The 18,297-nt window shown below is 65.2% G+C and carries 17 protein-coding genes and 1 pseudogene; 9 read left to right on the top strand and 9 right to left on the bottom strand.

All coding sequences use genetic code 11. The annotated features are described in order from the left end of the window. Window positions 1–5: 5 nt before the first annotated feature. Window positions 6–2,168: a methylmalonyl-CoA mutase gene (gene scpA / locus QFZ83_RS08885; RefSeq protein ID WP_307505159.1), complete on the bottom strand. Its 2,163-nt coding sequence runs from the start codon at window positions 2,166–2,168 to the stop codon at window positions 6–8. 144 nt (window positions 2,169–2,312) lie between these two features. Between scpA and QFZ83_RS08880 the strand changes: the two genes are divergently transcribed. After that, on the top strand, window positions 2,313–2,960 hold the full coding sequence (locus QFZ83_RS08880) for a GntR family transcriptional regulator (RefSeq protein ID WP_013542172.1): 648 nt from the start codon (window positions 2,313–2,315) through the stop codon (window positions 2,958–2,960). A 120-nt stretch (window positions 2,961–3,080) separates the two neighbouring features. Here the strand turns inward: QFZ83_RS08880 and QFZ83_RS08875 are convergent, their stop codons facing one another. The 3 genes from QFZ83_RS08875 to QFZ83_RS08865 form a co-directional block, all read right to left on the bottom strand. Next, the gene (locus QFZ83_RS08875; RefSeq protein WP_307505156.1) at window positions 3,081–3,866 is read right to left on the bottom strand and encodes an IclR family transcriptional regulator; all 786 of its coding nucleotides are present in this window, start codon (window positions 3,864–3,866) and stop codon (window positions 3,081–3,083) included. Between the two features lie 230 nt (window positions 3,867–4,096). Then, window positions 4,097–5,071 (bottom strand): tRNA dihydrouridine(20/20a) synthase DusA, encoded by a 975-nt coding sequence (dusA, locus tag QFZ83_RS08870; protein WP_373457498.1) that lies wholly within the window; start codon window positions 5,069–5,071, stop codon window positions 4,097–4,099. Window positions 5,072–5,133: 62 nt separating this feature from the next. Then, a complete protein-coding gene (locus QFZ83_RS08865; protein ID WP_013542175.1) occupies window positions 5,134–5,490 on the bottom strand; it encodes a response regulator in 357 nt (118 codons plus the stop codon). A 173-nt stretch (window positions 5,491–5,663) separates the two neighbouring features. Between QFZ83_RS08865 and QFZ83_RS08860 the strand changes: the two genes are divergently transcribed. The 3 genes and pseudogenes from QFZ83_RS08860 to QFZ83_RS08850 form a co-directional block, all read left to right on the top strand. Further along, window positions 5,664–6,047, top strand: coding sequence for a response regulator (locus tag QFZ83_RS08860; RefSeq protein WP_307505146.1), 384 nt, complete (start codon window positions 5,664–5,666; stop codon window positions 6,045–6,047). 13 nt (window positions 6,048–6,060) lie between these two features. Then, window positions 6,061–7,800, top strand: a complete 1,740-nt coding sequence (locus QFZ83_RS08855; RefSeq protein WP_307505143.1) for a hypothetical protein — start codon at window positions 6,061–6,063, stop codon at window positions 7,798–7,800. Window positions 7,801–7,839: 39 nt separating this feature from the next. Then, window positions 7,840–7,944 (top strand): annotated as a pseudogene (locus QFZ83_RS08850) (helix-turn-helix domain-containing protein); the annotation flags it as partial. A gap of 58 nt (window positions 7,945–8,002) precedes the next feature. Here QFZ83_RS08850 and QFZ83_RS08845 read toward each other — a convergent pair. Next, entirely contained in the window at window positions 8,003–8,974 is a 972-nt protein-coding gene (locus QFZ83_RS08845; RefSeq protein ID WP_013542178.1) for a hypothetical protein, read from the bottom strand. 296 nt (window positions 8,975–9,270) lie between these two features. Here QFZ83_RS08845 and QFZ83_RS08840 point away from each other — a divergent pair, with 296 nt between their 5' ends. Both QFZ83_RS08840 and QFZ83_RS08835 read left to right on the top strand, forming a co-directional pair. Beyond that, window positions 9,271–9,747: a MarR family winged helix-turn-helix transcriptional regulator gene (locus tag QFZ83_RS08840; protein WP_307505138.1), complete on the top strand. Its 477-nt coding sequence runs from the start codon at window positions 9,271–9,273 to the stop codon at window positions 9,745–9,747. A 128-nt stretch (window positions 9,748–9,875) separates the two neighbouring features. Next, window positions 9,876–10,889 carry an alpha/beta fold hydrolase gene (locus QFZ83_RS08835; RefSeq protein ID WP_307505135.1) on the top strand — a complete coding sequence of 338 codons (1,014 nt, stop codon included), beginning with the start codon at window positions 9,876–9,878 and terminating at the stop codon, window positions 10,887–10,889. Between the two features lie 24 nt (window positions 10,890–10,913). Here QFZ83_RS08835 and QFZ83_RS08830 read toward each other — a convergent pair whose 3' ends face one another. Next, the gene (locus QFZ83_RS08830; RefSeq protein ID WP_307505129.1) at window positions 10,914–11,654 is read right to left on the bottom strand and encodes a 3-oxoacyl-ACP reductase family protein; all 741 of its coding nucleotides are present in this window, start codon (window positions 11,652–11,654) and stop codon (window positions 10,914–10,916) included. Between the two features lie 92 nt (window positions 11,655–11,746). Continuing rightward, a complete protein-coding gene (locus QFZ83_RS08825) occupies window positions 11,747–12,325 on the bottom strand; it encodes a TetR/AcrR family transcriptional regulator (protein WP_307505126.1) in 579 nt (192 codons plus the stop codon). A 115-nt stretch (window positions 12,326–12,440) separates the two neighbouring features. Between QFZ83_RS08825 and QFZ83_RS08820 the strand changes: the two genes are divergently transcribed. Then, window positions 12,441–14,000: a sodium:proton antiporter gene (locus QFZ83_RS08820; protein ID WP_307505123.1), complete on the top strand. Its 1,560-nt coding sequence runs from the start codon at window positions 12,441–12,443 to the stop codon at window positions 13,998–14,000. Window positions 14,001–14,147: 147 nt separating this feature from the next. On the opposite strand, the gene ilvB is transcribed toward QFZ83_RS08820, so the two are convergent. Further along, on the bottom strand, window positions 14,148–15,944 hold the full coding sequence (ilvB, locus tag QFZ83_RS08815) for a biosynthetic-type acetolactate synthase large subunit (RefSeq protein WP_307505121.1): 1,797 nt from the start codon (window positions 15,942–15,944) through the stop codon (window positions 14,148–14,150). A gap of 65 nt (window positions 15,945–16,009) precedes the next feature. Between ilvB and QFZ83_RS08810 the strand changes: the two genes are divergently transcribed. Continuing rightward, window positions 16,010–16,504, top strand: coding sequence for an Lrp/AsnC family transcriptional regulator (locus QFZ83_RS08810; RefSeq protein ID WP_307505119.1), 495 nt, complete (start codon window positions 16,010–16,012; stop codon window positions 16,502–16,504). Window positions 16,505–16,550: 46 nt separating this feature from the next. Beyond that, window positions 16,551–17,195, top strand: coding sequence for a hypothetical protein (locus QFZ83_RS08805; protein WP_307505117.1), 645 nt, complete (start codon window positions 16,551–16,553; stop codon window positions 17,193–17,195). Window positions 17,196–17,201: 6 nt separating this feature from the next. Here QFZ83_RS08805 and QFZ83_RS08800 read toward each other — a convergent pair whose 3' ends face one another. Further along, complete coding sequence (locus QFZ83_RS08800; protein ID WP_307505115.1) at window positions 17,202–18,197, bottom strand: OmpA family protein; 996 nt, start codon at window positions 18,195–18,197, stop codon at window positions 17,202–17,204. Window positions 18,198–18,297 lie beyond the last annotated feature (100 nt).

The following is an 18,297-nucleotide window of genomic DNA, read 5'->3' as shown; positions in this document are numbered from 1 at the left end:
CCCGCTCAGGCCGCGACCGCCGCGCGGATCTGCTCCAGCACGTCCTTCGCGCTGGCCGGGATCGGGGTGCCCGGTCCGTAGATGCCCTTGACGCCGGCTTCGTAGAGAAAGTCGTAGTCCTGGCGCGGAATCACGCCGCCGACGAACACGATGATGTCGTCCGCGCCCTGCTTCTTCAGTTCGTTGATGATGGCGGGCACGAGGGTCTTGTGGCCGGCTGCGAGGGTGCTCACCCCGACGGCATGCACGTCGTTCTCGATGGCTTGCCGCGCGCACTCTTCGGGCGTCTGGAACAGCGGGCCCATGTCCACGTCGAAGCCCAAGTCGGCGAACGCGGTCGCCACCACCTTGGCGCCGCGGTCGTGTCCGTCTTGCCCGAGTTTGGAAATCATCACGCGCGGACGGCGCCCCTGCGCTTCGGCGAAGGCGTTGATTTCGGTCTTGAGGTTTTCCCAGCCTTCGGCCGAGTCATAGGCAGCTGCGTACACACCGGTCACCTTTTGCGTGTCGGCCCGATGGCGGCCGAATGATTTTTCGAGCGCGTCCGAAATCTCGCCCACGGTGGCGCGCAGGCGCACCGCGTCGATGCTCAGCGCGAGCAGGTTGCCCGTACCGTTCTCGGCCGCTTCGGTGAGCGCGTCGAGCGCGGCCTGCACCTTGGCGGTGTCGCGCGAGGCGCGGATTTTCTGCAGCCGCGCCACCTGCTGGTCGCGCACCATCACGTTGTCGATCGAGAGGCTGTCGATCGCATCTTCGTTCTTGAGCTTGTACTTGTTCACGCCCACGATCACGTCCTTGCCCGAGTCGATGCGCGCCTGCTTTTCTGCAGCGGCCGCTTCGATCTTGAGCTTGGCCCAGCCGCTGTCGACGGCCTTGGTCATGCCGCCCATCGCCTCGACCTCTTCGATGATGGCCCAGGCCGCATCGGCCATGTCCTGCGTGAGCTTTTCCATCATGTAGCTGCCGGCCCAGGGGTCGACCACGTTCGTGATGTGCGTCTCTTCCTGGATGATGAGCTGCGTGTTGCGCGCGATGCGCGAGCTGAACTCGGTGGGCAGCGCAATCGCTTCGTCCAGCGCGTTGGTGTGCAGGCTCTGCGTGCCGCCGAACACCGCGGCCATCGCCTCGATGGTGGTGCGCACGATGTTGTTGTACGGGTCCTGCTCGGTGAGCGACCAGCCCGAGGTCTGGCAGTGCGTGCGCAGCATCAGGCTCTTGGGGTTCTTGGGCTCGAACTCCTTCATGATCCGGCACCACAACAGGCGCGCGGCGCGCATCTTGGCCACTTCGAGATAGAAGTTCATGCCGATGGCCCAGAAGAAGCTCAGGCGCCCGGCGAAGCCGTCGACATCCAGGCCCTTGGCCAGTGCGGTCTTCACGTATTCCTTGCCATCGGCCAGCGTGAACGCAAGTTCCAGCGCCTGGTTCGCGCCGGCTTCCTGCATGTGATAGCCGCTGATGCTGATCGAGTTGAACTTCGGCATGTTCTCTGCCGTGTACTCGATGATGTCGCCGATGATCCGCATGCTCGGCGCCGGCGGAAATATGTAGGTGTTGCGGACCATGAACTCCTTGAGGATGTCGTTCTGGATGGTTCCGCTCAGTTGGTCCTGCGCCACGCCCTGCTCTTCGGCCGCGACGATGTAGCCCGCCAGCACCGGCAGCACGGCGCCGTTCATCGTCATCGACACGGAGACCTTGTCCAGCGGGATCTGGTCGAACAGGATCTTCATGTCTTCCACCGAATCGATCGCCACGCCGGCCTTGCCGACGTCGCCGGTCACGCGCGGATGGTCGCTGTCGTAGCCGCGGTGGGTGGCCAGGTCGAAGGCCACGCTCACGCCCTGGCCGCCCGCAGCGAGAGCCTTGCGGTAGAAGGCGTTCGACTCTTCCGCGGTCGAGAAGCCCGCGTACTGGCGAATGGTCCACGGGCGCACCGCGTACATGGTGGCCTGCGGGCCGCGCAGGTAAGGCTCGAAGCCAGGCAGCGTGTCGGTGTACTTCAGGCCCTGCAGGTCGGCCGCCGTGTAGAGCGGCTTGACGGTGATGCCATCGGGCGTGATCCAGTTCAGCGCATTCACGTCGCCGCCCGGTGCGGACTTGGCAGCGGACTTGGCCCAGGCACCGAGGTCGGCGGGCTTGAAGGTGGGTTCGGGTGTGCTGCTCATGAGGGGGACGCCGCTTTGCAGTTGTCTTGCAGGGGATTACGGAGGGATTCGCAAATTCGCTTGCAGGGATTTGCAAGCCGGCCGCGAGTCTAACCGATCCGTAATTATTAATTCAAACCCAATTTTTGCGGTACATTCCTGCCCATGTCCGCTGTCACCCTCACCCCGCGAGCCCTCTATGAAGAGGTGGCCGAGCTGCTGCGCCAGCGGATTTTCCGCCGCGAGCTGGAGCCCGGCAGCTGGATCGACGAACTCAAGCTGGCCGAGGAATACGGCATCAGCCGCACCCCGCTGCGGGAAGCCCTGAAGGTGCTGGCCGCCGAAGGGCTGGTGACGATGAAGGTGCGCCGCGGCGCCTACGTGACCGAGGTGTCCGAGCAGGACCTGGCGGACGTCTATCACCTGCTCTCGCTGCTGGAGAGCGATGCGGCCGGCGTGGTGGCCGAGCGTGCCACCGATGCCGAGCGTGCCGAGCTGAAAAAGCTGCACGCCGAGCTCGAAGCCGCCGCCGCACCGGGCAAGGAAGACCGGGAGCATTTCTTCGCGGTGAACGAGCGCTTCCACATGCAGTTGCTGGCCATCGCCAACAACAAGTGGCGCGACCAGATGGTGGCGGACCTGCGCAAGGTGATGAAGCTCAACCGGCACAACTCGCTGCTGAAGGCCGGGCGCATTGCCGAGTCGTTGGCGGAGCACCGGTCGGTGATGGCCGCCATCGAGGCACGCGACGCGGCGGCGGCCATGGCCCGCATGCGCGAGCACTTCACGAGCGGCCTCGAAGCGGCCGCATAGGCTCACCCCCAGGCTTCGCGCACTTCGTGTCGCTTCGCGTTCCCCCTTCCGGGGGCGATACCTGCGGCCCGGCAAAGCCGGTTCCGCGGTATCCCGCGAAAAGGCACGCCTTGTTTGCGTTCAGTCGCGGATGGCTGTGCCGGCTTCGGCCGCGATCCGCCGCGCCGCTTCCAGCAGCCGGGGCGCCACGCGTTCCAGCATGACGTCCTTGGGCAGCAGGTAGGCCGGGCCACCACAGCTCAGGCCGTAGCGTTCGCCGCGCGGCCCCTGCAGCGCAAAGCCGAGGGCGTGGATGTGGGGATGCCACTCGCCGAACGAGCTGCAATAGCCGAGGCGCTCGTATTCCTCGATGCCCGCCATCAGCCGCGGCGCCACGGAAAACCAGTTCTCGCCCGTCTCGATGCGGATCTGCTCCAGCAGCGCGTCCCGCTCGGGCTGCGGCAGTGCCGCCAGGTAGGCCCGGCCCGCGGCCGAAGTCGTGATCGACAGGCGCGAGCCGACCTCGATGCGCGAGCTGATCAGTGCGGAACGCGGCCGCAGCGAATCGATGACGAGCAGGTCGAGATCGTCGCGCACGCCCATGTGGATGCTGGCGCCCGCGAATTCGGACAGCTCCGTCAAGTGCGGCCGCGCCACCGTTCGCAGGTCGAAATGCAGCAGATACCGGCTGCTCATGTCGAGCAGCGCGGGCCCCAGGCTGAAACGCTCGCTGTCGCGCGACTGGCGCAGGTAGCCGGCGCCTACCAGCGTCGCGGTCAGCCGCGAGACGGTGGCCTTGGGAATGCCCGTCGTGTCGGCCAGATCCCGGTTGCCCATCGGGGCGGCAGCCATCCCGATGGTCTTGAGCAGTGACAAGCCGCGTGCGAGCGCGCTCACTTCCTCTTTGCTGCCAACAGCTTCACTCATGAAGAACCTTTTTTGTTTCCCTGACCTCTTTATTCTTGAGCAAAAACAGGTGCACAAGCCACACTTGTTGTTGCATTGTTTCGGAACCATGTTCCGTTAAAAGACGATGAAATGCCCCGATTCAGGGGCTAAAAAGGGCGTTTCGGGCAAACAAAGACACGAAATCTCCGAGTTGGAGAAGGCCCGAATGAGCAGCGGAAGCAGAAAACCGGCCTCGGCGGCCGGCCCGGTCAGGCGGCCTGCGCGACCGGCTCGTGCGCCAGCGCCATCACCTCGTGCGGGGGGCGCGTCTTCATGCGATGGTCGCTCCAGACTTGCCGCCAGCGGCGCGCGCCGGGCAGGCCGTTGCGCAGGCCCAGCATGTGGCGCGCGATCGACGACCACTGCGTGCCGTGCTCGGCCGCTTCGCGAACCATGTAGTCGCACATCAGCGACTCCACCTCTTCGCGCGTCATCGGCTGCGGCGCGGCGCCGAAGAATTCGGCGTCCCACTCGGCCAGCCACCAGGGGTTGTGATACGCCTCCCGCCCGACCATCACGCCATCGAGCAACCGCAGGTGTTCATGCACTTGTTCGTTGACGGAAATGCCGCCGTTGATGGAGAACTTCAGGCCTGGAAAGTCGTGCTTCAGCCGATGCACCAGCGCATAGCGCAGCGGCGGGATCTCGCGGTTCTGCTTCGGGCTCAGGCCCTGCAGCCACGCATTGCGCGCATGGACGATGAAGGTATCGCACCCCGCCTCGCTCACCTGGCCGACGAAGTCGCGCACGAACTCGTAGCGCTCGATCTTGTCGATGCCGATGCGGTGCTTGACCGTGACCGGCACGCTCACCACATCGACCATCGCCTTCACGCAATCGGCCACCAGCTTCGGCTCGTTCATGAGGCAGGCGCCGAACGCACCGCGCTGCACGCGCTCGCTCGGGCAGCCGCAATTGAGGTTGATCTCGTCGTAGCCCCATTCCTCGCCGAGCTTGGCGCAGTGCGCGAGGTCGGCCGGCTCGCTGCCGCCGAGCTGCAGCGCCACGGGATGTTCTTCGGCGTTGAAGCGAAGGTGCCGAGGCACGTCGCCATGCACCAAGGCGCCGGTCGTCACCATCTCGGTGTAGAGCAGCGCGTGGCGGGACATCAGGCGGTGGAAGTACCGGCAATGACGGTCCGTCCAATCCATCATCGGGGCAACGGAGATGACCTTCTCTTCCAAAACGCGTGATCCTGTGGTGTCGACATCGGCCCGGACATCGGGCAGAGAAGGCGGCGATTTTCTCACGCGGCCAGCGCGAGCGCCTCGGTCAACTGCTCGACCGTATAGGGTTTGCGCAGCCAAGCCGTCCCCGGCAGCGGCTTTGCCGGTTGCGCCTGCCCGGTCACGAAGATCACAGGCACGCGGTAGTCGCGCAGCAGCCGCTCGGCCAGGTCGTGCCCCGACAGTGCGGGCAGGCCGATGTCCACCATCACCACATCGAAGGCGCCCTCGAAGAAGCGCGAGATCGCGGCCTCGGCGCTTTTGACGCCCGTGGCCCAGTGCCCCAGGGCCTCGAGCAGTTTCAGGGTGGCAGCGAGCGTGTCGGCGTCGTCCTCCACGAGCAGTACACGAAGCTTGGGTGGCGGGGCATTTGTCATTGCGTGACATTTTTCCAGACAACAAGGCCTGCTGCAGCCACCTGGGCCCACCACCCTACAGGGATGTACGACAGATGGCGGCGTTGTCTTACTCGGCGCCGGGAGTCCGTCCCGACAATGACCTCCTCGGCCGAGACAAGCCGATGGACCGCACCTCGCTTTCGTACACAACAATGACCCGCATCTATCTCATAGAAGACAACCCTCTGATCGCGACGACGCTGACCGACGGGCTGCAAGAATTTTCCGAATGCGATGTCATCGGCACCGCAACCACTTCCGATGAAGCCATCGACTGGCTCAAGGCCAACCCCGGCGAATGGGATGCGGCGGTGATCGATGTATTTCTCGCCAAGGGCAACGGCCTGACCGTGGCGCAATACCTGAAAGACAACAAGCTGCCCGAGCAGCGTACCGTGGTGCTCATGAACTATGCGACCTCGGAAGTGCGCGAAGGCGCGCTGTCGGCGGGCGTCGACGCGGTGTTCGACAAGTCGCTGCAACTGGAGGCCTTCTACGACTTCTGCGCGAAGCTGAACATCACGCCCCGGCGCTGACACAATCGGCCGCGTGCCGATCTTCAAACACTGCCTGCCCCTTGCAAACGCCCTTGCAATCACTCTTGCACTGACTCTCGCGCCTGCCTTCGCGCACGCGGCCGACCCGCTGCTCCTCGTCACTTCTCCCTCTGCCCTGCAAGCCGCCGAAAAATCCGGCGCAAGCTTCGCCCACTGGATCGGCGATGCGCCCGCGTCGTCCGACGGCATCGCCACCAACCAATTGTTGATTCGCTCTGCGGCCTGGCAATCCATCGCCACGCCGCTCGGCGAAAGCCTCGCGCGCATCCAGCGCACGGACAAGCAGGCCGGCGTCGGCATTTCGCGCTATCCGCACCGGCTGTTCGATGCGCGCTGGCTCGCGAGCCCCGATGCTTTTTTCGAACTGGTCGGCGTGGCCAACCGCATGGACCGCCGGCCGTTCCAGAACGGCGCATGCGGCGAGACGCGGCTCGTGTACCGGCTCGCATATCGCACCGCAGCCATGCAGTCGCGCCTACCGATGACCATCAACGTGGAACTGCGCGGCGATGCACCGGATGCGAACGGCAGTTGCGCCGCCGCAGCGCGGCTCTGGCAGCCGCCGCAGCCTTCGATGAAGGACGAGGCGCTCGGCCGCTGGCTGGCGTCGCCCGACGGCCCACTCGCACCGCAGCGCCTCGCACCCGCGCGCATTGCGCAGGTCACCACCAACCTGCAGAGCGTGCGCTGGCCTTCCGCGGTGCGGCCCGATCTCGGTGGCCATGCCGAGTACATGCTGCGCGCCTTCCGATGGAATGCCGGCACGAAGCGCTTCGACGTTGCACCGCTTGAGAACACGCCCGACGTCGCGCGCCTGAAGGCCAACGCGCCGCTGCGCAAGGAACTTCAGCAGTGGCTGCAGCAGCCCGCCAACCTGCGCGCGCTGGACGAGGCCTCGGTGCATATCCCCGAAAAATTCCTCGCGACCGAATCGATCTCGGTCGCACCGCGTGGCCTCGCGCGTCTGGCGAACCGGCCGTTCGCGCAGGTCTTCTCGCCCGGCGACTGGCAGGCAGTACCCGGCAGCCGCACGCTGCAATCGCCGCAGGCCGTGCTGCGCCGGCTCGACGATCTCAGCTGTGCGGGTTGCCACCAGAGCCGCGCGGTCGCGGGCTTTCATCTGCTGGGCATCGACCGGCGCGGCGCATCGCGCAACTTCACGACTGGCAATACGCTCGCCTTGCCGCACTCGCCGCATCTACAGGACGAACTGGCGCGCCGTGGCACGTATGTGCACGCCGCGCTGTCCACGCCGCAGCCCGATCCGTTCCGGCCGCTCGCCGAGCCGGACGTTCCAAACCCCGCACCCGAGAAAGCCACCGTCGGCGCAAGCTGCGAACCCACGCGCATCACGCAGTCCGCCAACCCCTGGCTGGACCGCGCCGAAAAGCTGCCGCGCGTCGCGTGCGAAGGCGTGTTCTCCGTGTGCGAGAAAACCTCGGTCGGCTTCCCGGGCGGCATGTGCTCGGGGCCGTGCAATCCGCTCGACAAGAACGGCACCTGCGGCGGCATCGCCATCCTCAGCGACTTCAACCAGTGCCTCGCCGCGAACAAGCCCTTCGGCGAATGCCTTGCCAAACACACGCGGCCCGGCAACCTGCGCAGTTGCTCGGCGCAGCAGCCTTGCCGCGACGACTACATCTGCGCACAGGCCGAGGGCCAGCCCGAGGGGCGCGGTGCGTGCATTCCGCCTTACTTCCTTTTTCAGATGCGGGTGGACGGCCACTCCTGAGATCGCTCATTCGTTCGATATTGGCCGCATCAGGTTTCGGAGATTGCTTATCGCAGCGGCTTTAGCGATGCGAGCCACTTCAGCCACTGTTTCAGGAACCAGCTTGGAAAACCGCCGGGTGGCTATCGGAAAGCGCTGGATTGAGGCTTAGCTCGTTCGAGTGAGGTGTGGTCAACGCATGTACGGAGCCAATCCTTTCCACTCAAGTCATCGGATAGCGCAAAGTGATTGGCTGCCTAAGCCCACGATCGGCAAAAGCCGACACATAGAAAGCACTCACTCGATCAACCAACTCGTCGCGGTGGAGCGGCGTCAAGCCAGGAAAAGGCATCGTCATCAAGCTCGTTTGAAGCAACGGATGGTCGGCATTCAAGTTCATCGAGCCGCCGGTCGCCTGCTCGTAAGCAAGTTTCAGCGTGAACAGTTCGAGGGGAAAAGATTGCGACCACCCCCCGAGATCCAGGATAGATGCGTACTGCGATGGCCTGCGCCGGTTGACGGCGTCGATTCCGTCATACCCCAGGCACTGCGCAACCCGGTAATCGCAATAGTCCACCAGTGCTGCTGCGAAGCTTGCCGGATTGTGTGCAGTGGTCAACAACGGGCCATACGCTTTCCAAGCGGAGACATCTTTGGAATCCGGCCAGCGACGAGTTGCAAGAGTCACCTGAAGCATCTCAGTGAATTCCCGGCCAGGGGTGTCAGCTTTGTAGTCGTAAGCGTTCTTGATCACACCGCCACTGAGAAAAAGATTGCACAAGTGCAGTGCGATCCAATTGGAGAACTCTGCTTCACCGCACGCTGCCGCCAAGCCCTGCCAGTTCAGCATTTCATAAAAGGCGTCGTCTGGCACCACGTCGCTCCAGTTCCCGGTCGATCGCTCGGCAAGGTCAAGCTCGACATGCCAATAGAACAATGCAAAGGCTCGTCGAAGCAGAACATCCGCCTCGGAGGTGGCGTTCCAGCGCGCAACGATGGCAGTGCACGCCGCGTCTAATGCAATTGAGCGCGAGTACCCGATCGCTGGGCTAATTCGCCCCTGTGCGAGGTTCGCGTCAAAGCTCAAGACTGAACCGAGTGAGTGTCTTTCTCTTTCGACAAGTCCTGCTTGCTTCCAGATTGCTTGTACCGATTCAGCACGGTTGCCTTTTTCGGGTTTGATCACACGGGCCATTTTTTTGCCTCCACACCGCTCATTTTGATTTTGGGATCAATGGCCACGTAGTCAACGAACTGCACGGTCCTTGGCACTGGGCACGCCTGATGCCCGCTCTTGTGATGCATGGGTTCTATGCCAGTGTCCAGTGGGCTTTACTGTTTCCTCCTTGGGCAAGTCCGAGGTCATCAAGACCAAGTTTGCCATCGGTTCTGCTGCATCGCCATGCTGGTAGGCCGCACCGGCCACCACTGCACCGTGGCCACAAAAAACATCGCTTGCCATTAGATCGCATGCGACCTAATATCCGGCCCATGCCTTCCAAGCGCCCCGCCGTCCCACCCGCCGAAGCCCCCGCGACCAATCCGCTGGCGCTCGACGAGCAGCTCTGCTTCGCCGTGTACTCCACGATGTTGAGCCTCAACAAGGTGTACCGCGGCCTGCTGCGCGACCTGGACCTCACCTACCTGCAGTACCTCGTCATGCTCGTGCTGTGGGAGAAAGATTCGGTCAACGTCTCCGAAATCTGCAAGCGCCTCGCGCTCGAAACCACCACCCTCACGCCCTTGCTCAAGCGCCTCGAAGCGCGCGGACTCATCCAGCGCGTACGTTCGGCATCGGACGAGCGTCAGGTCATCGTGTCGCTCACCACAGAAGGCCGCGCGATGCACAAGAAGGCCCGCGCGTTGCCGGCCTGCGTGGCCGAAGCGATGGCGCTGGAGCCTCAGGACATCGGCAACCTGCGCGACCAGCTGCTCGCACTGCGTTCGAACCTCGACAGGAACGCGTGATGGCTCGCCGCATCCGCCTTCCTGTTTTTTCAAGCCCTTTGTATCGCATGCGATATTAATACATGCGATCTGAATTCAGGCCTTCGTCTATCTCCTCCCTCTCCACCACGTCATCGAAAGAACGCACCATGTCCGCCAACAGCCTGAACAATTCCACCGCCACCCGCCGCAGCCTGCTGCTCGGTGGCGCCTCCGTTGCAGCCGGCGCCCTCGTGGGCACCGGCTTCTCGTCCGCGGCATCCGCCGCCTCCACCGCCGCGCCGAAAGCCGGCGCGGTTCCCACCTCTTCACTCAAAGGAAAGCAGACCATGAGCAACATCATCACGACCAAGGACGGCACGCAGCTCTACTTCAAGGACTGGGGCCCCGCCACCGGCCAGCCCGTCGTGTTCAGCCACGGCTGGCCGCTCAACTCCGACAGCTGGGAATCGCAGATGCTCTTCCTCGCCTCGCAGGGCTATCGCGCCGTCGCGCATGACCGCCGCGGCCACGGCCGCTCCAGCCAGCCCTGGAACGGCAACGACATGGACACCTACGCCGACGACCTCGCCACCGTCATCGAAACGCTGGACCTGAAGAACGCCGTGCTCGTCGGCTTCTCCACCGGCGGCGGCGAAGTGGCGCGCTACATCGGCCGCCACGGCACCAAGCGCGTCGCCAAGGCCGCGCTCATCTCGGCCGTGCCGCCGCAGATGCTCAAGACCGCCGCCAACCCCGGCGGCCTGCCCATCGAAGTGTTCGACGGCCTGCGCGCCGCGCAACTGGCCAACCGCTCGCAGTTCTACAAGGACGTGCCCTCGGGTCCCTTCTTCGGCTTCAACCGTCCGGGCGCCAAGGTGTCGCAAGGCCTCATCGATTCGTGGTGGGCGCAAGGCATGCTCGGCGGCCACAAGAACACCTACGACTCGATCAAGGCGTTCTCGGAAACCGACTTCACCGAAGACCTGAAGAAGTTCGACGTGCCCACGCTCATCATCCACGGCGACGACGACCAGATCGTGCCGATCGGCGCCGCGGGCCTGGCCTCGGCCAAGCTGGTGAAGAACAACAAGCTCATCGTCTACCCCGGCGCGCCGCACGGCCTGACCGACACGCACAAGGACAAGTTCAACGCCGACCTGCTGGCGTTCATCAAGTCCTGATCGAGCGATCGGCCCGGTGCGGCATCAGGCGAGGTAGCCACCGTCCGCGGTGAGCGCCGCGCCCGTCACGAAGCCCGCATCGGGCCCCGCGAGGTACGCCACGAGGCTGGCGATTTCGCTGTCCTTTCCCATGCGCCCCAGGGCGATCAGCGAGCGCACGCGTTCCCCGATCTCGCCCTGCGGCGACATGTCGGTGTCGGTCGGCCCCGGCTGCACCACGTTCACCGTGATGCCGCGCGGGCCCAGGTCGCGCGCCAGGCCCCGCGTGAGCGAAGCCACCGCGCCCTTGGTCATGCTGTAGACCGACGAGCCCGCGAAGCCGCTGCGGTCCGCCGTCACGCTGCCGATGGTGATCACGCGGCCGCCCTCGCGCATGTGCGGCACCGCGGCCTGCGTGGCAACGAACACGGCGCGCACGTTGACGGCCACCATGCGGTCGAAGTCGGCCAGCGCGTAGTTGTCGACCATGCCGTGAATCAGGATACCGGCGCTGTTGACGAGCACGTCGAGGCGACCGAAGGCCTCCACCGTTTGCGACACCGCCTGCTGCACCGCTTGCGCGTCGGCGCTGTCGGCCTTGATGGCCAGCACCTTGCCGCCCTGCGATGCGATCTCGGCCTCGAGCGCCTTCGCCTTTTCTTCCGATGCCGCATAGGTGAACGCAACCGCCGCGCCGTCCTTCGCGAGACGACGCACGATGGCCGCGCCGATGCCGCGCGAGCCGCCCGTGACCAATGCGGCCTTGCCGCTCAATGTTTCAGACATGATGGTTTGTCCTTTTTTAAGAGATCAATCGATCCAGAATAGAGCCAAAAAATGCGCCCACATAGGCGCTCTTCGATTTGCCCGCCCGCCGCTTACTTCAAGCTGCGAACCGCCACCTTCACCACCCCGCGCAGCGTCTCGGCCGGGGCACCGCCACGCGCCGCGATCTTCAGCCCCGAGAGCGTGGCCGACACGAACTGCGCGGCATCCCGCGTGTCCACCGCCTTGCCGATTTCGCCTGCCGCCTTCGCCTCGGTGATGCGCCGCTCGATGGCCGAGAGCAAGGTGCGGCCCGCCGTATCAGTGAGCAGTGACACCTCCGCATCCGAACGGCCGAATTCGCAAATGGCGCCAATCCCCAAGCAGCCAGGTTCCGCTTCGGTGCTCCGTTTGGAGGCCATCGCGTTCAGCATCGCCTCGATGCCCTTCAGCGGCGAACTCGCGCCGTTGAGCACGCGGATCTGCTCGGCCACGCTGCCGGCGATGTAGTACTGCAGCGCCTCAAGGTACAGCTTTCGCTTGTCGCCGAAGGTGTCGTACATGCTCTGCCGGCTGATGCCCATGGCCTTGAGCAACACCTCGGTGGAGGTGCCGTCGTAGCCGAGGTCGGAGAACACGGGGATCGCGCCCTGAAGGGCGGTCTCGCGGTCGAATGCTTTGGGTCGGGCCATGGGCGCGGAGTATAGGTAATTTCGGATCGAAATGTCCATAACCAAGCAATACCTACCTCGGCGCAAAGGCTCCTCTTAGTATTCGCCGAACAACATGAAGACCTGAGGAGCCCCCGTGGACATCTTCGAAAACGTCCTTCTCATGCTGGTCGCGGCCTGCCTGCTCCTGCAGCTCTCGCGCCGCCTCGCACTGCCCTACCCGTCGCTGCTGGCGCTGGCCGGCGTCGGACTCGGCGCGATGCCGTGGGTGCCGCACATCAATTTCGATCCGCACCTGGCGCTCGCGCTCTTCATCGCGCCCGCCCTCCTCGACTCGGCCTTCGACACCTCGCCGCGCGAGCTGCGGCGCAACTGGATGCCGCTCGTCTCCCTGGTGCTGGTCGCGGTGCTGCTCACCACCGCCGTGGTCGCATGGGCCGGCTGGGCTTTCGCGGGCTTGCCGATTGCCGCGGCCATCACGCTCGGCGCCATCGTCGCGCCGCCCGATGCGGTGGCCGCGGCGGCGGTGATGCAGCAGTTCCGCATTCCGCGGCGCACGCTGTCGCTCATCAACGGCGAGAGCCTGCTCAACGATGCGGTCGCGCTGCTGGTGTTCGGCGTGGCAGTGTCGGCGGCGGGCGCTGCGCACCAGCCCATTGCGAGTTCGCTGCCGATGCTGCTGGTGGCGGTGCCGGGCGGCGCGGTGCTCGGCGTGCTGCTCGGCAAGATCTATCTGCAGCTGATCCGTCCGCTCTTCGCAGGCACGCGCTCGGCCATCATCTTCCAGTTCGTGATGACCTTTGCCGCGTGGATCCTGGCCGAGCGGCTGCACCTGTCGCCGATCATCTCGGTGGTCGCCTTCGGCATGAAGCTGGGCCAGTACGCGCCGAGCCTGAGCGGACCGCGGGATCGCGTGCAGTCGTATGCGGTGTGGGGCGCGGTGGTGTTCACGCTCAACGTGCTCGCGTTCTTCCTGATGGGGCTGCAGGCGCGCGGCATTCTCGATCGCCTCTCCGGGCCCGCACTCACGCACGCGTTGCAGTTCGCGGCCATCGTGCTGGCATTGGTTATTGCCGTGCGGGTCGCCTGGGTGATGTTCTACGGCGCGGCGATGCGCATGGTGAAGCACCGCCTCGGCCGGAAGCCCAAGGGCATCTCGATCCCTTCCAAGCGCATCGGCTTTCTTGTCGGATGGTCGGGCATGCGCGGGCTGGTCACCATGGCCACGGCCTTTGCGCTGCCGGCGGATTTTCCGGGGCGCGACCTCATCGTGCTGAGCGCGTTCGCCGTCGTGCTCGGCACGCTGGTGATCCAGGGCTTCACCATCGGGCCGCTGATCAAGGCGCTGAAGATCGATCCGGACGGCTCACAGGATCAGGAAGTCTCGCTCGCGCGCATCGCGATGATGGATGCGGCGCTGTCGGCACTCGAAGCGGAGCCCGGCGGCGAAGCCGATGCCGTGCGCGACGAATACCGCGCCGCACGCACCATCGCCGCCGACGAAAGCCAGCCGCAGGCCCAGACCACGCACGACCGCCTGCGCGCCACGGCCATCCGTGCGCAGCGGCAGGCACTCGAGGCGCTGCGCGAGAGCGGGGAGATCGAGGACGACACGTACCACCGGCTTGAAGAGGAGATGGATTGGGCGGAGCTCAATGCCATTCCTGCCGACGACGTGAGATTGCAAAGCGTGTAGCGTCTGCGCCCTTCTCTTGCTCCTTCCCCTTCCGGGGGAAGGTTGGGATGGGGGCACGACGGCGTTCAATTCATCGCAGCGCTTTATCGAGCGCCGCTTGCCCCCACCCCCGCCCGCCCCCGGAAGGGGAGGGAGAAAAACCAGGCATCACGCCTCCTCGTACCACCTGTCCTTCGCCAACATCACCCGGTGATGCCCATGCCCCGACGGCATCATCGGAAAGCAGTTCTCCTGCGCGGCGACCTGCACGTCGAGAAAGAACGGCCCCTCGCTCGCGAGGCACTCGGCCAGCGCGGCTTCGAGTTCGGCAGGGTCCGACACCCGCCGCGCCCCCCAGCCAAACGCCTTCGCCAGCGCCACGAAATCCGGCAGCGCCTCGTTCCAGCTGTGGCTCAGGCGGTTGCCGTGGTTCAGTTCCTGCCACTGCCGCACCATGCCCATGTAGCCGTTGTTGCACAGCACCAGCTTCACCGGCGTGCGGTGCTGCACGGCAGTCGACAACTCCTGGATGTTCATGAGCACCGAGGCATCGCCGCTCACGCACACGCACAGCGCATCGGGGTGGCCGATCTGCGCGCCGATGGCTGCGGGCAATCCGTAGCCCATCGTGCCCGCGCCACCTGAGGTGAGCCAGTGCCGCGGGCTGTCGAAGCGCAGGTACTGCGCGGCCCACATCTGGTGCTGGCCCACGTCGGTCGAGACGATCGCATCGCGCCCGCTGCGGCCGATAGCCTGCTGCAGCGACGACACGAGTTGCTGCGGCAGGATCGCATCCGCGCGCGGCTCGAACTTCAGGCAGTCTTCGGCCCGCCAGCGCTCGATGCGCGCCCACCACGGCGCCAGCCGCTCGGGCGCGAAGCCCTCTTGGGGCAGCAGCGCCAGCACCGCATCGAGGATCGCCGCGCAGTCGCCCACCATCGGCACATCGACCTGCACGACCTTGTTGATGCTCGTCGGATCGATGTCGATGTGGATCTTTCGCGCGTGCGGGCAGAACTCGTCGAGCTTGCCGGTCACGCGGTCGTCGAAGCGGGCGCCGACGCACACCACGAGGTCGGCTTCATGCATCGCAAGATTGGCTTCCAGGTTGCCGTGCATGCCCAGCATGCCGATGAACTTCGGGTCCGATGCGGGGAATGCACCGAGCCCCATCAGTGTCAGCGTGCAAGGCGCATGCAGGCGGTTCACCAGTTGCGTGAAGGCCTCGCAGGCCGCAGGGCCGGAGTTGATGAGCCCGCCGCCGCCATAGAGCACCGGCCGGCGCGCGGTCGATAGCAAGTCGGCCGCGCGCTGCAGCATCGCCTTCGGCGGCAGCGCCGCCCGGCTCTGACGCAGTGGGCGCAGCGGCGTCGACGCGCCACCGTGACCCAGACGCATCAACTGGATGTCCTTCGGCACATCGAGCAGCACCGGCCCCGGCCGGCCCGTCGATGCGATCTCCAATGCACGCCGCACCAGCGCCGGCACGTCGTCGGCCGCGCGCACCTGCTGGTTCCACTTGGTCACCGAGCGCGACATGCCCAGCGCATCGCTTTCCTGAAAAGCCTGCGTGCCGATGACCGCCGTGGCCACCTGCCCGCTGATGCACAGCACCGGCACCGAATCGCTCATGGCATCGAGCAGCCCCGTGATCGTGTTGCCCACCCCCGGCCCCGAGGTGACCAGCACCACGCCCACCCGCCCCGTGCTGCGCGCATAGCCCTCGGCCGCATGCACCGCCGCCTGCTCGTGGCGCACCAGCACATGGCGCAGGCGCGGCTCGCCGTGCAGCGCGTCGTAGAGCGGCAGCGCGGCGCCGCCGGGGTAGCCGAAGAGGGTGTCGACGCCGCACTCGACCAGCGTATCGAGCAAGGCCTCCGCCCCATTGCGCACGCGAGGGGGCGCTTCGGGATGAAGGGACAAGGAGGCCGTGAGGGGCAGAACGTTTGGATCAAGCAATCTCATGCCGTCAATTCTTCCGTTATTGATGCAGAATTTGCTTCATTCTTTTGGCTCTTTTGGTCCGTTTTATGAAAACCAATCGGAAAACAGCATCTTCTGAAGAAGGATCTTTCGACAAGATCGACATGGCCATCCTCCGCGTGCTGCTGCTCGACTCGCGCAAGACCCTGCAGGAAATCGGCAACGAGGTCGGCTTGTCGCCCACCAGTTGCTGGACGCGCATCAAGAAGCTGGAGGCGCAGGGCGTCATCAAGCGCTACACGGTCGACGTCGATCCGGCCAAGCTCGGCTATCACGATTCGGTGATCGTGCAGGTCACGCTCGAGAGCCACACCGACGAAACGCTCTACGACTTCGGCCGGGTGCTCGCGACCATTCCCGAGATTCAGGAGGCCTACCTCGTCTCGGGCGACTACGACTACTACATCCGCATCGCCGTGCGCGACACGCGCGACTACGAGCGGCTGCTGCGCGAAAAGCTCTACAAGATCCCCGGCATCAGGCACAGCAAATCGCACTTTGTGCTGCGGGTGCTGAAGGAAACCAGCGTGCCCGTCATCTGAAGATGCGGGCATCGCGTTGACCTGAACTCCCCCAAAGGATCTTCGGATGTTCGATTTCTTCAAGAAGAAAAAACCGCCGGCCCCGACCGCCGCCTCCACCGAGACCGGCCCCGCCGTCCCCCTGCCCCTTGCCGGACGCAAGGGACACGTCGGCGCCATCGAGGCGGTGACGCTCGACGGCACGATGTACTTTTTCGGCTTCGACTTCAGCAGCGACCTCGTGCTCTCGCCCCTCATCGCCGACATCGACCTCGCCGCGCGCTTCGCGAGCCAGTACATGGCGCAGCGCGACGGCACGCACAACGAGGCCTACTGGCGCGAACTCGCGGGCTACGCCGTCGATGGCTCGGAGCTGGCGACCGAAGAGGAAAGCCGCAGCTTCAGCACCGAGTCGCTGGCAGCGGCCATCGCAAGCCTTGCGCGCGTGCGCCGCGAAGGCACGGTCGAGCCGGGCTTCGCCATCGAGTACCACCTGCGCTACTTGCTCGGTGCCGCAGGCGGATGGGAAGTGCCGGAAGAAGCCGGCGACGAGGATGCCGACGAATGGATCGACGTCATCAGCGGCAACGAACCGCTGGCCGAAGGCACGACGCTGACGGGCATCGCCGACCGCCTGCAGGCGCACCTGAACGCGCTGGTCGATGCCGCGCCGGGGAACTGGGCTACGAAGTTCGCAGTGTTGAAGGCTTGATCCAGCTCAAAGCCGCACCAGTTCCACCCGCCGGTTCTTCGCCCGCCCCGCCTCGTTGTCATTCGGCGCCACCGGCTCCGCCGCACCCGCGCCGCGCGTCGTGAAGCGCCGCGGGTCCACGCCCGCCTTCACCAGCACGCCGATCACCGCGACTGCGCGGCGCTTGGACAAGTCGTCGTTGTGCTTCGCTTCGCCCTGCGCATCGGTGTGCCCCACCACCGAGAGCTTCAGCGGCGGGTTGTTGCGCATGAGCTTGGTCATCTCGTCCAGGGTGGGCTGCGACTCGGGACGGATCACGTCCTTGTCCAGGTCGAACAGGATGCCGTAGAGGTTGATGCGCCCCGTCTCTGCCAGGCTCTTCTGCATGGCCGAGGCATCGACGAACACGATCTTGTCGCCATCCATCGCCTTGCTTTCGACCACGCGCACGAAGGCGTGGCTGCCGACATCGGCGTTGTGCTCGGCCAGCGCGATGCTCGCGTACACGGTGCCGGTGGGGCCGGTCTTCTTCGCGAGCAGGTAACGCCCGCTCACCGAAAAGTAGTTGCGCACGTAGTCGCCGCTCTTGCCCAGGCGCGGCCACTCGGGGTCGTCGAAGGCGAGCGCAAAGTCGTAGGGCGTGTTGGTGTCCACGCTGTTGGGGCGCTTCTGGTAGCAGGAGGCGTTGGCGGTGCCGCAGGTGAAGAGCACATCGAAGCCCTTAGCCTTCAGGCTCGCCTCATAGTTGCGCTGCACTTCGAGCAGCGAGCGGCCGGCCGGCAGCTTGTAGTGATAGAGCGAGACCTTGCCCTCGAGCTTCAGCAGATCGGGCTTGCCGCCGCCCCAGTTCTGGAACGGCTCCTTGATGAGCCCGACCTCGTCGTACGCCGTGACCTTGGTGCCGTCGAGCACCGCGCCTTCGTAACGGCCGACGAGGGGGTGGTCTTTTTCGGGTGGCGCGGCGGCGAACGCGGCCGTGCAAAAAAGCGCGGCCATTGCAGCGAGGAAGGCGAGCTGTTTCATCGGAAACGTCGGAATGACGTAAGAAGCGGCGACGCCCGGAATGCTAGGACGGGCACGAGCCGTTGTGCATTCGACGGACGGCCTATGCCGTGAGCCGTGA

Source organism: Variovorax sp. W1I1, from assembly GCF_030815625.1.
Taxonomy (GTDB): domain Bacteria; phylum Pseudomonadota; class Gammaproteobacteria; order Burkholderiales; family Burkholderiaceae_C; genus Variovorax; species Variovorax paradoxus_C.
Note: the sequence above shows the minus strand (reverse complement) of the source record. Positions and strands in the feature narration are given on the sequence as shown.

Bases quoted from the DNA above. Each gene is read 5' to 3' on its own strand.
- scpA (WP_307505159.1), bottom strand. From the start codon at position 2,168: ATGAGCAGCACACCCGAACCCACCTTCAAGCCCGCCGACCTCGGTGCC.
- QFZ83_RS08880 (WP_013542172.1), top strand. From the start codon at position 2,313: ATGTCCGCTGTCACCCTCACCCCGCGAGCCCTCTATGAAGAGGTGGCC.
- QFZ83_RS08875 (WP_307505156.1), bottom strand. From the start codon at position 3,866: ATGAGTGAAGCTGTTGGCAGCAAAGAGGAAGTGAGCGCGCTCGCACGC.
- QFZ83_RS08865 (WP_013542175.1), bottom strand. From the start codon at position 5,490: ATGACAAATGCCCCGCCACCCAAGCTTCGTGTACTGCTCGTGGAGGAC.
- QFZ83_RS08860 (WP_307505146.1), top strand. From the start codon at position 5,664: ATGACCCGCATCTATCTCATAGAAGACAACCCTCTGATCGCGACGACG.
- QFZ83_RS08845 (WP_013542178.1), bottom strand. From the start codon at position 8,974: ATGGCCCGTGTGATCAAACCCGAAAAAGGCAACCGTGCTGAATCGGTA.
- QFZ83_RS08840 (WP_307505138.1), top strand. From the start codon at position 9,271: ATGCCTTCCAAGCGCCCCGCCGTCCCACCCGCCGAAGCCCCCGCGACC.
- QFZ83_RS08835 (WP_307505135.1), top strand. From the start codon at position 9,876: ATGTCCGCCAACAGCCTGAACAATTCCACCGCCACCCGCCGCAGCCTG.
- QFZ83_RS08830 (WP_307505129.1), bottom strand. From the start codon at position 11,654: ATGTCTGAAACATTGAGCGGCAAGGCCGCATTGGTCACGGGCGGCTCG.
- QFZ83_RS08825 (WP_307505126.1), bottom strand. From the start codon at position 12,325: ATGGCCCGACCCAAAGCATTCGACCGCGAGACCGCCCTTCAGGGCGCG.
- ilvB (WP_307505121.1), bottom strand. From the start codon at position 15,944: ATGAGATTGCTTGATCCAAACGTTCTGCCCCTCACGGCCTCCTTGTCC.
- QFZ83_RS08810 (WP_307505119.1), top strand. From the start codon at position 16,010: ATGAAAACCAATCGGAAAACAGCATCTTCTGAAGAAGGATCTTTCGAC.
- QFZ83_RS08805 (WP_307505117.1), top strand. From the start codon at position 16,551: ATGTTCGATTTCTTCAAGAAGAAAAAACCGCCGGCCCCGACCGCCGCC.
- QFZ83_RS08800 (WP_307505115.1), bottom strand. From the start codon at position 18,197: ATGAAACAGCTCGCCTTCCTCGCTGCAATGGCCGCGCTTTTTTGCACG.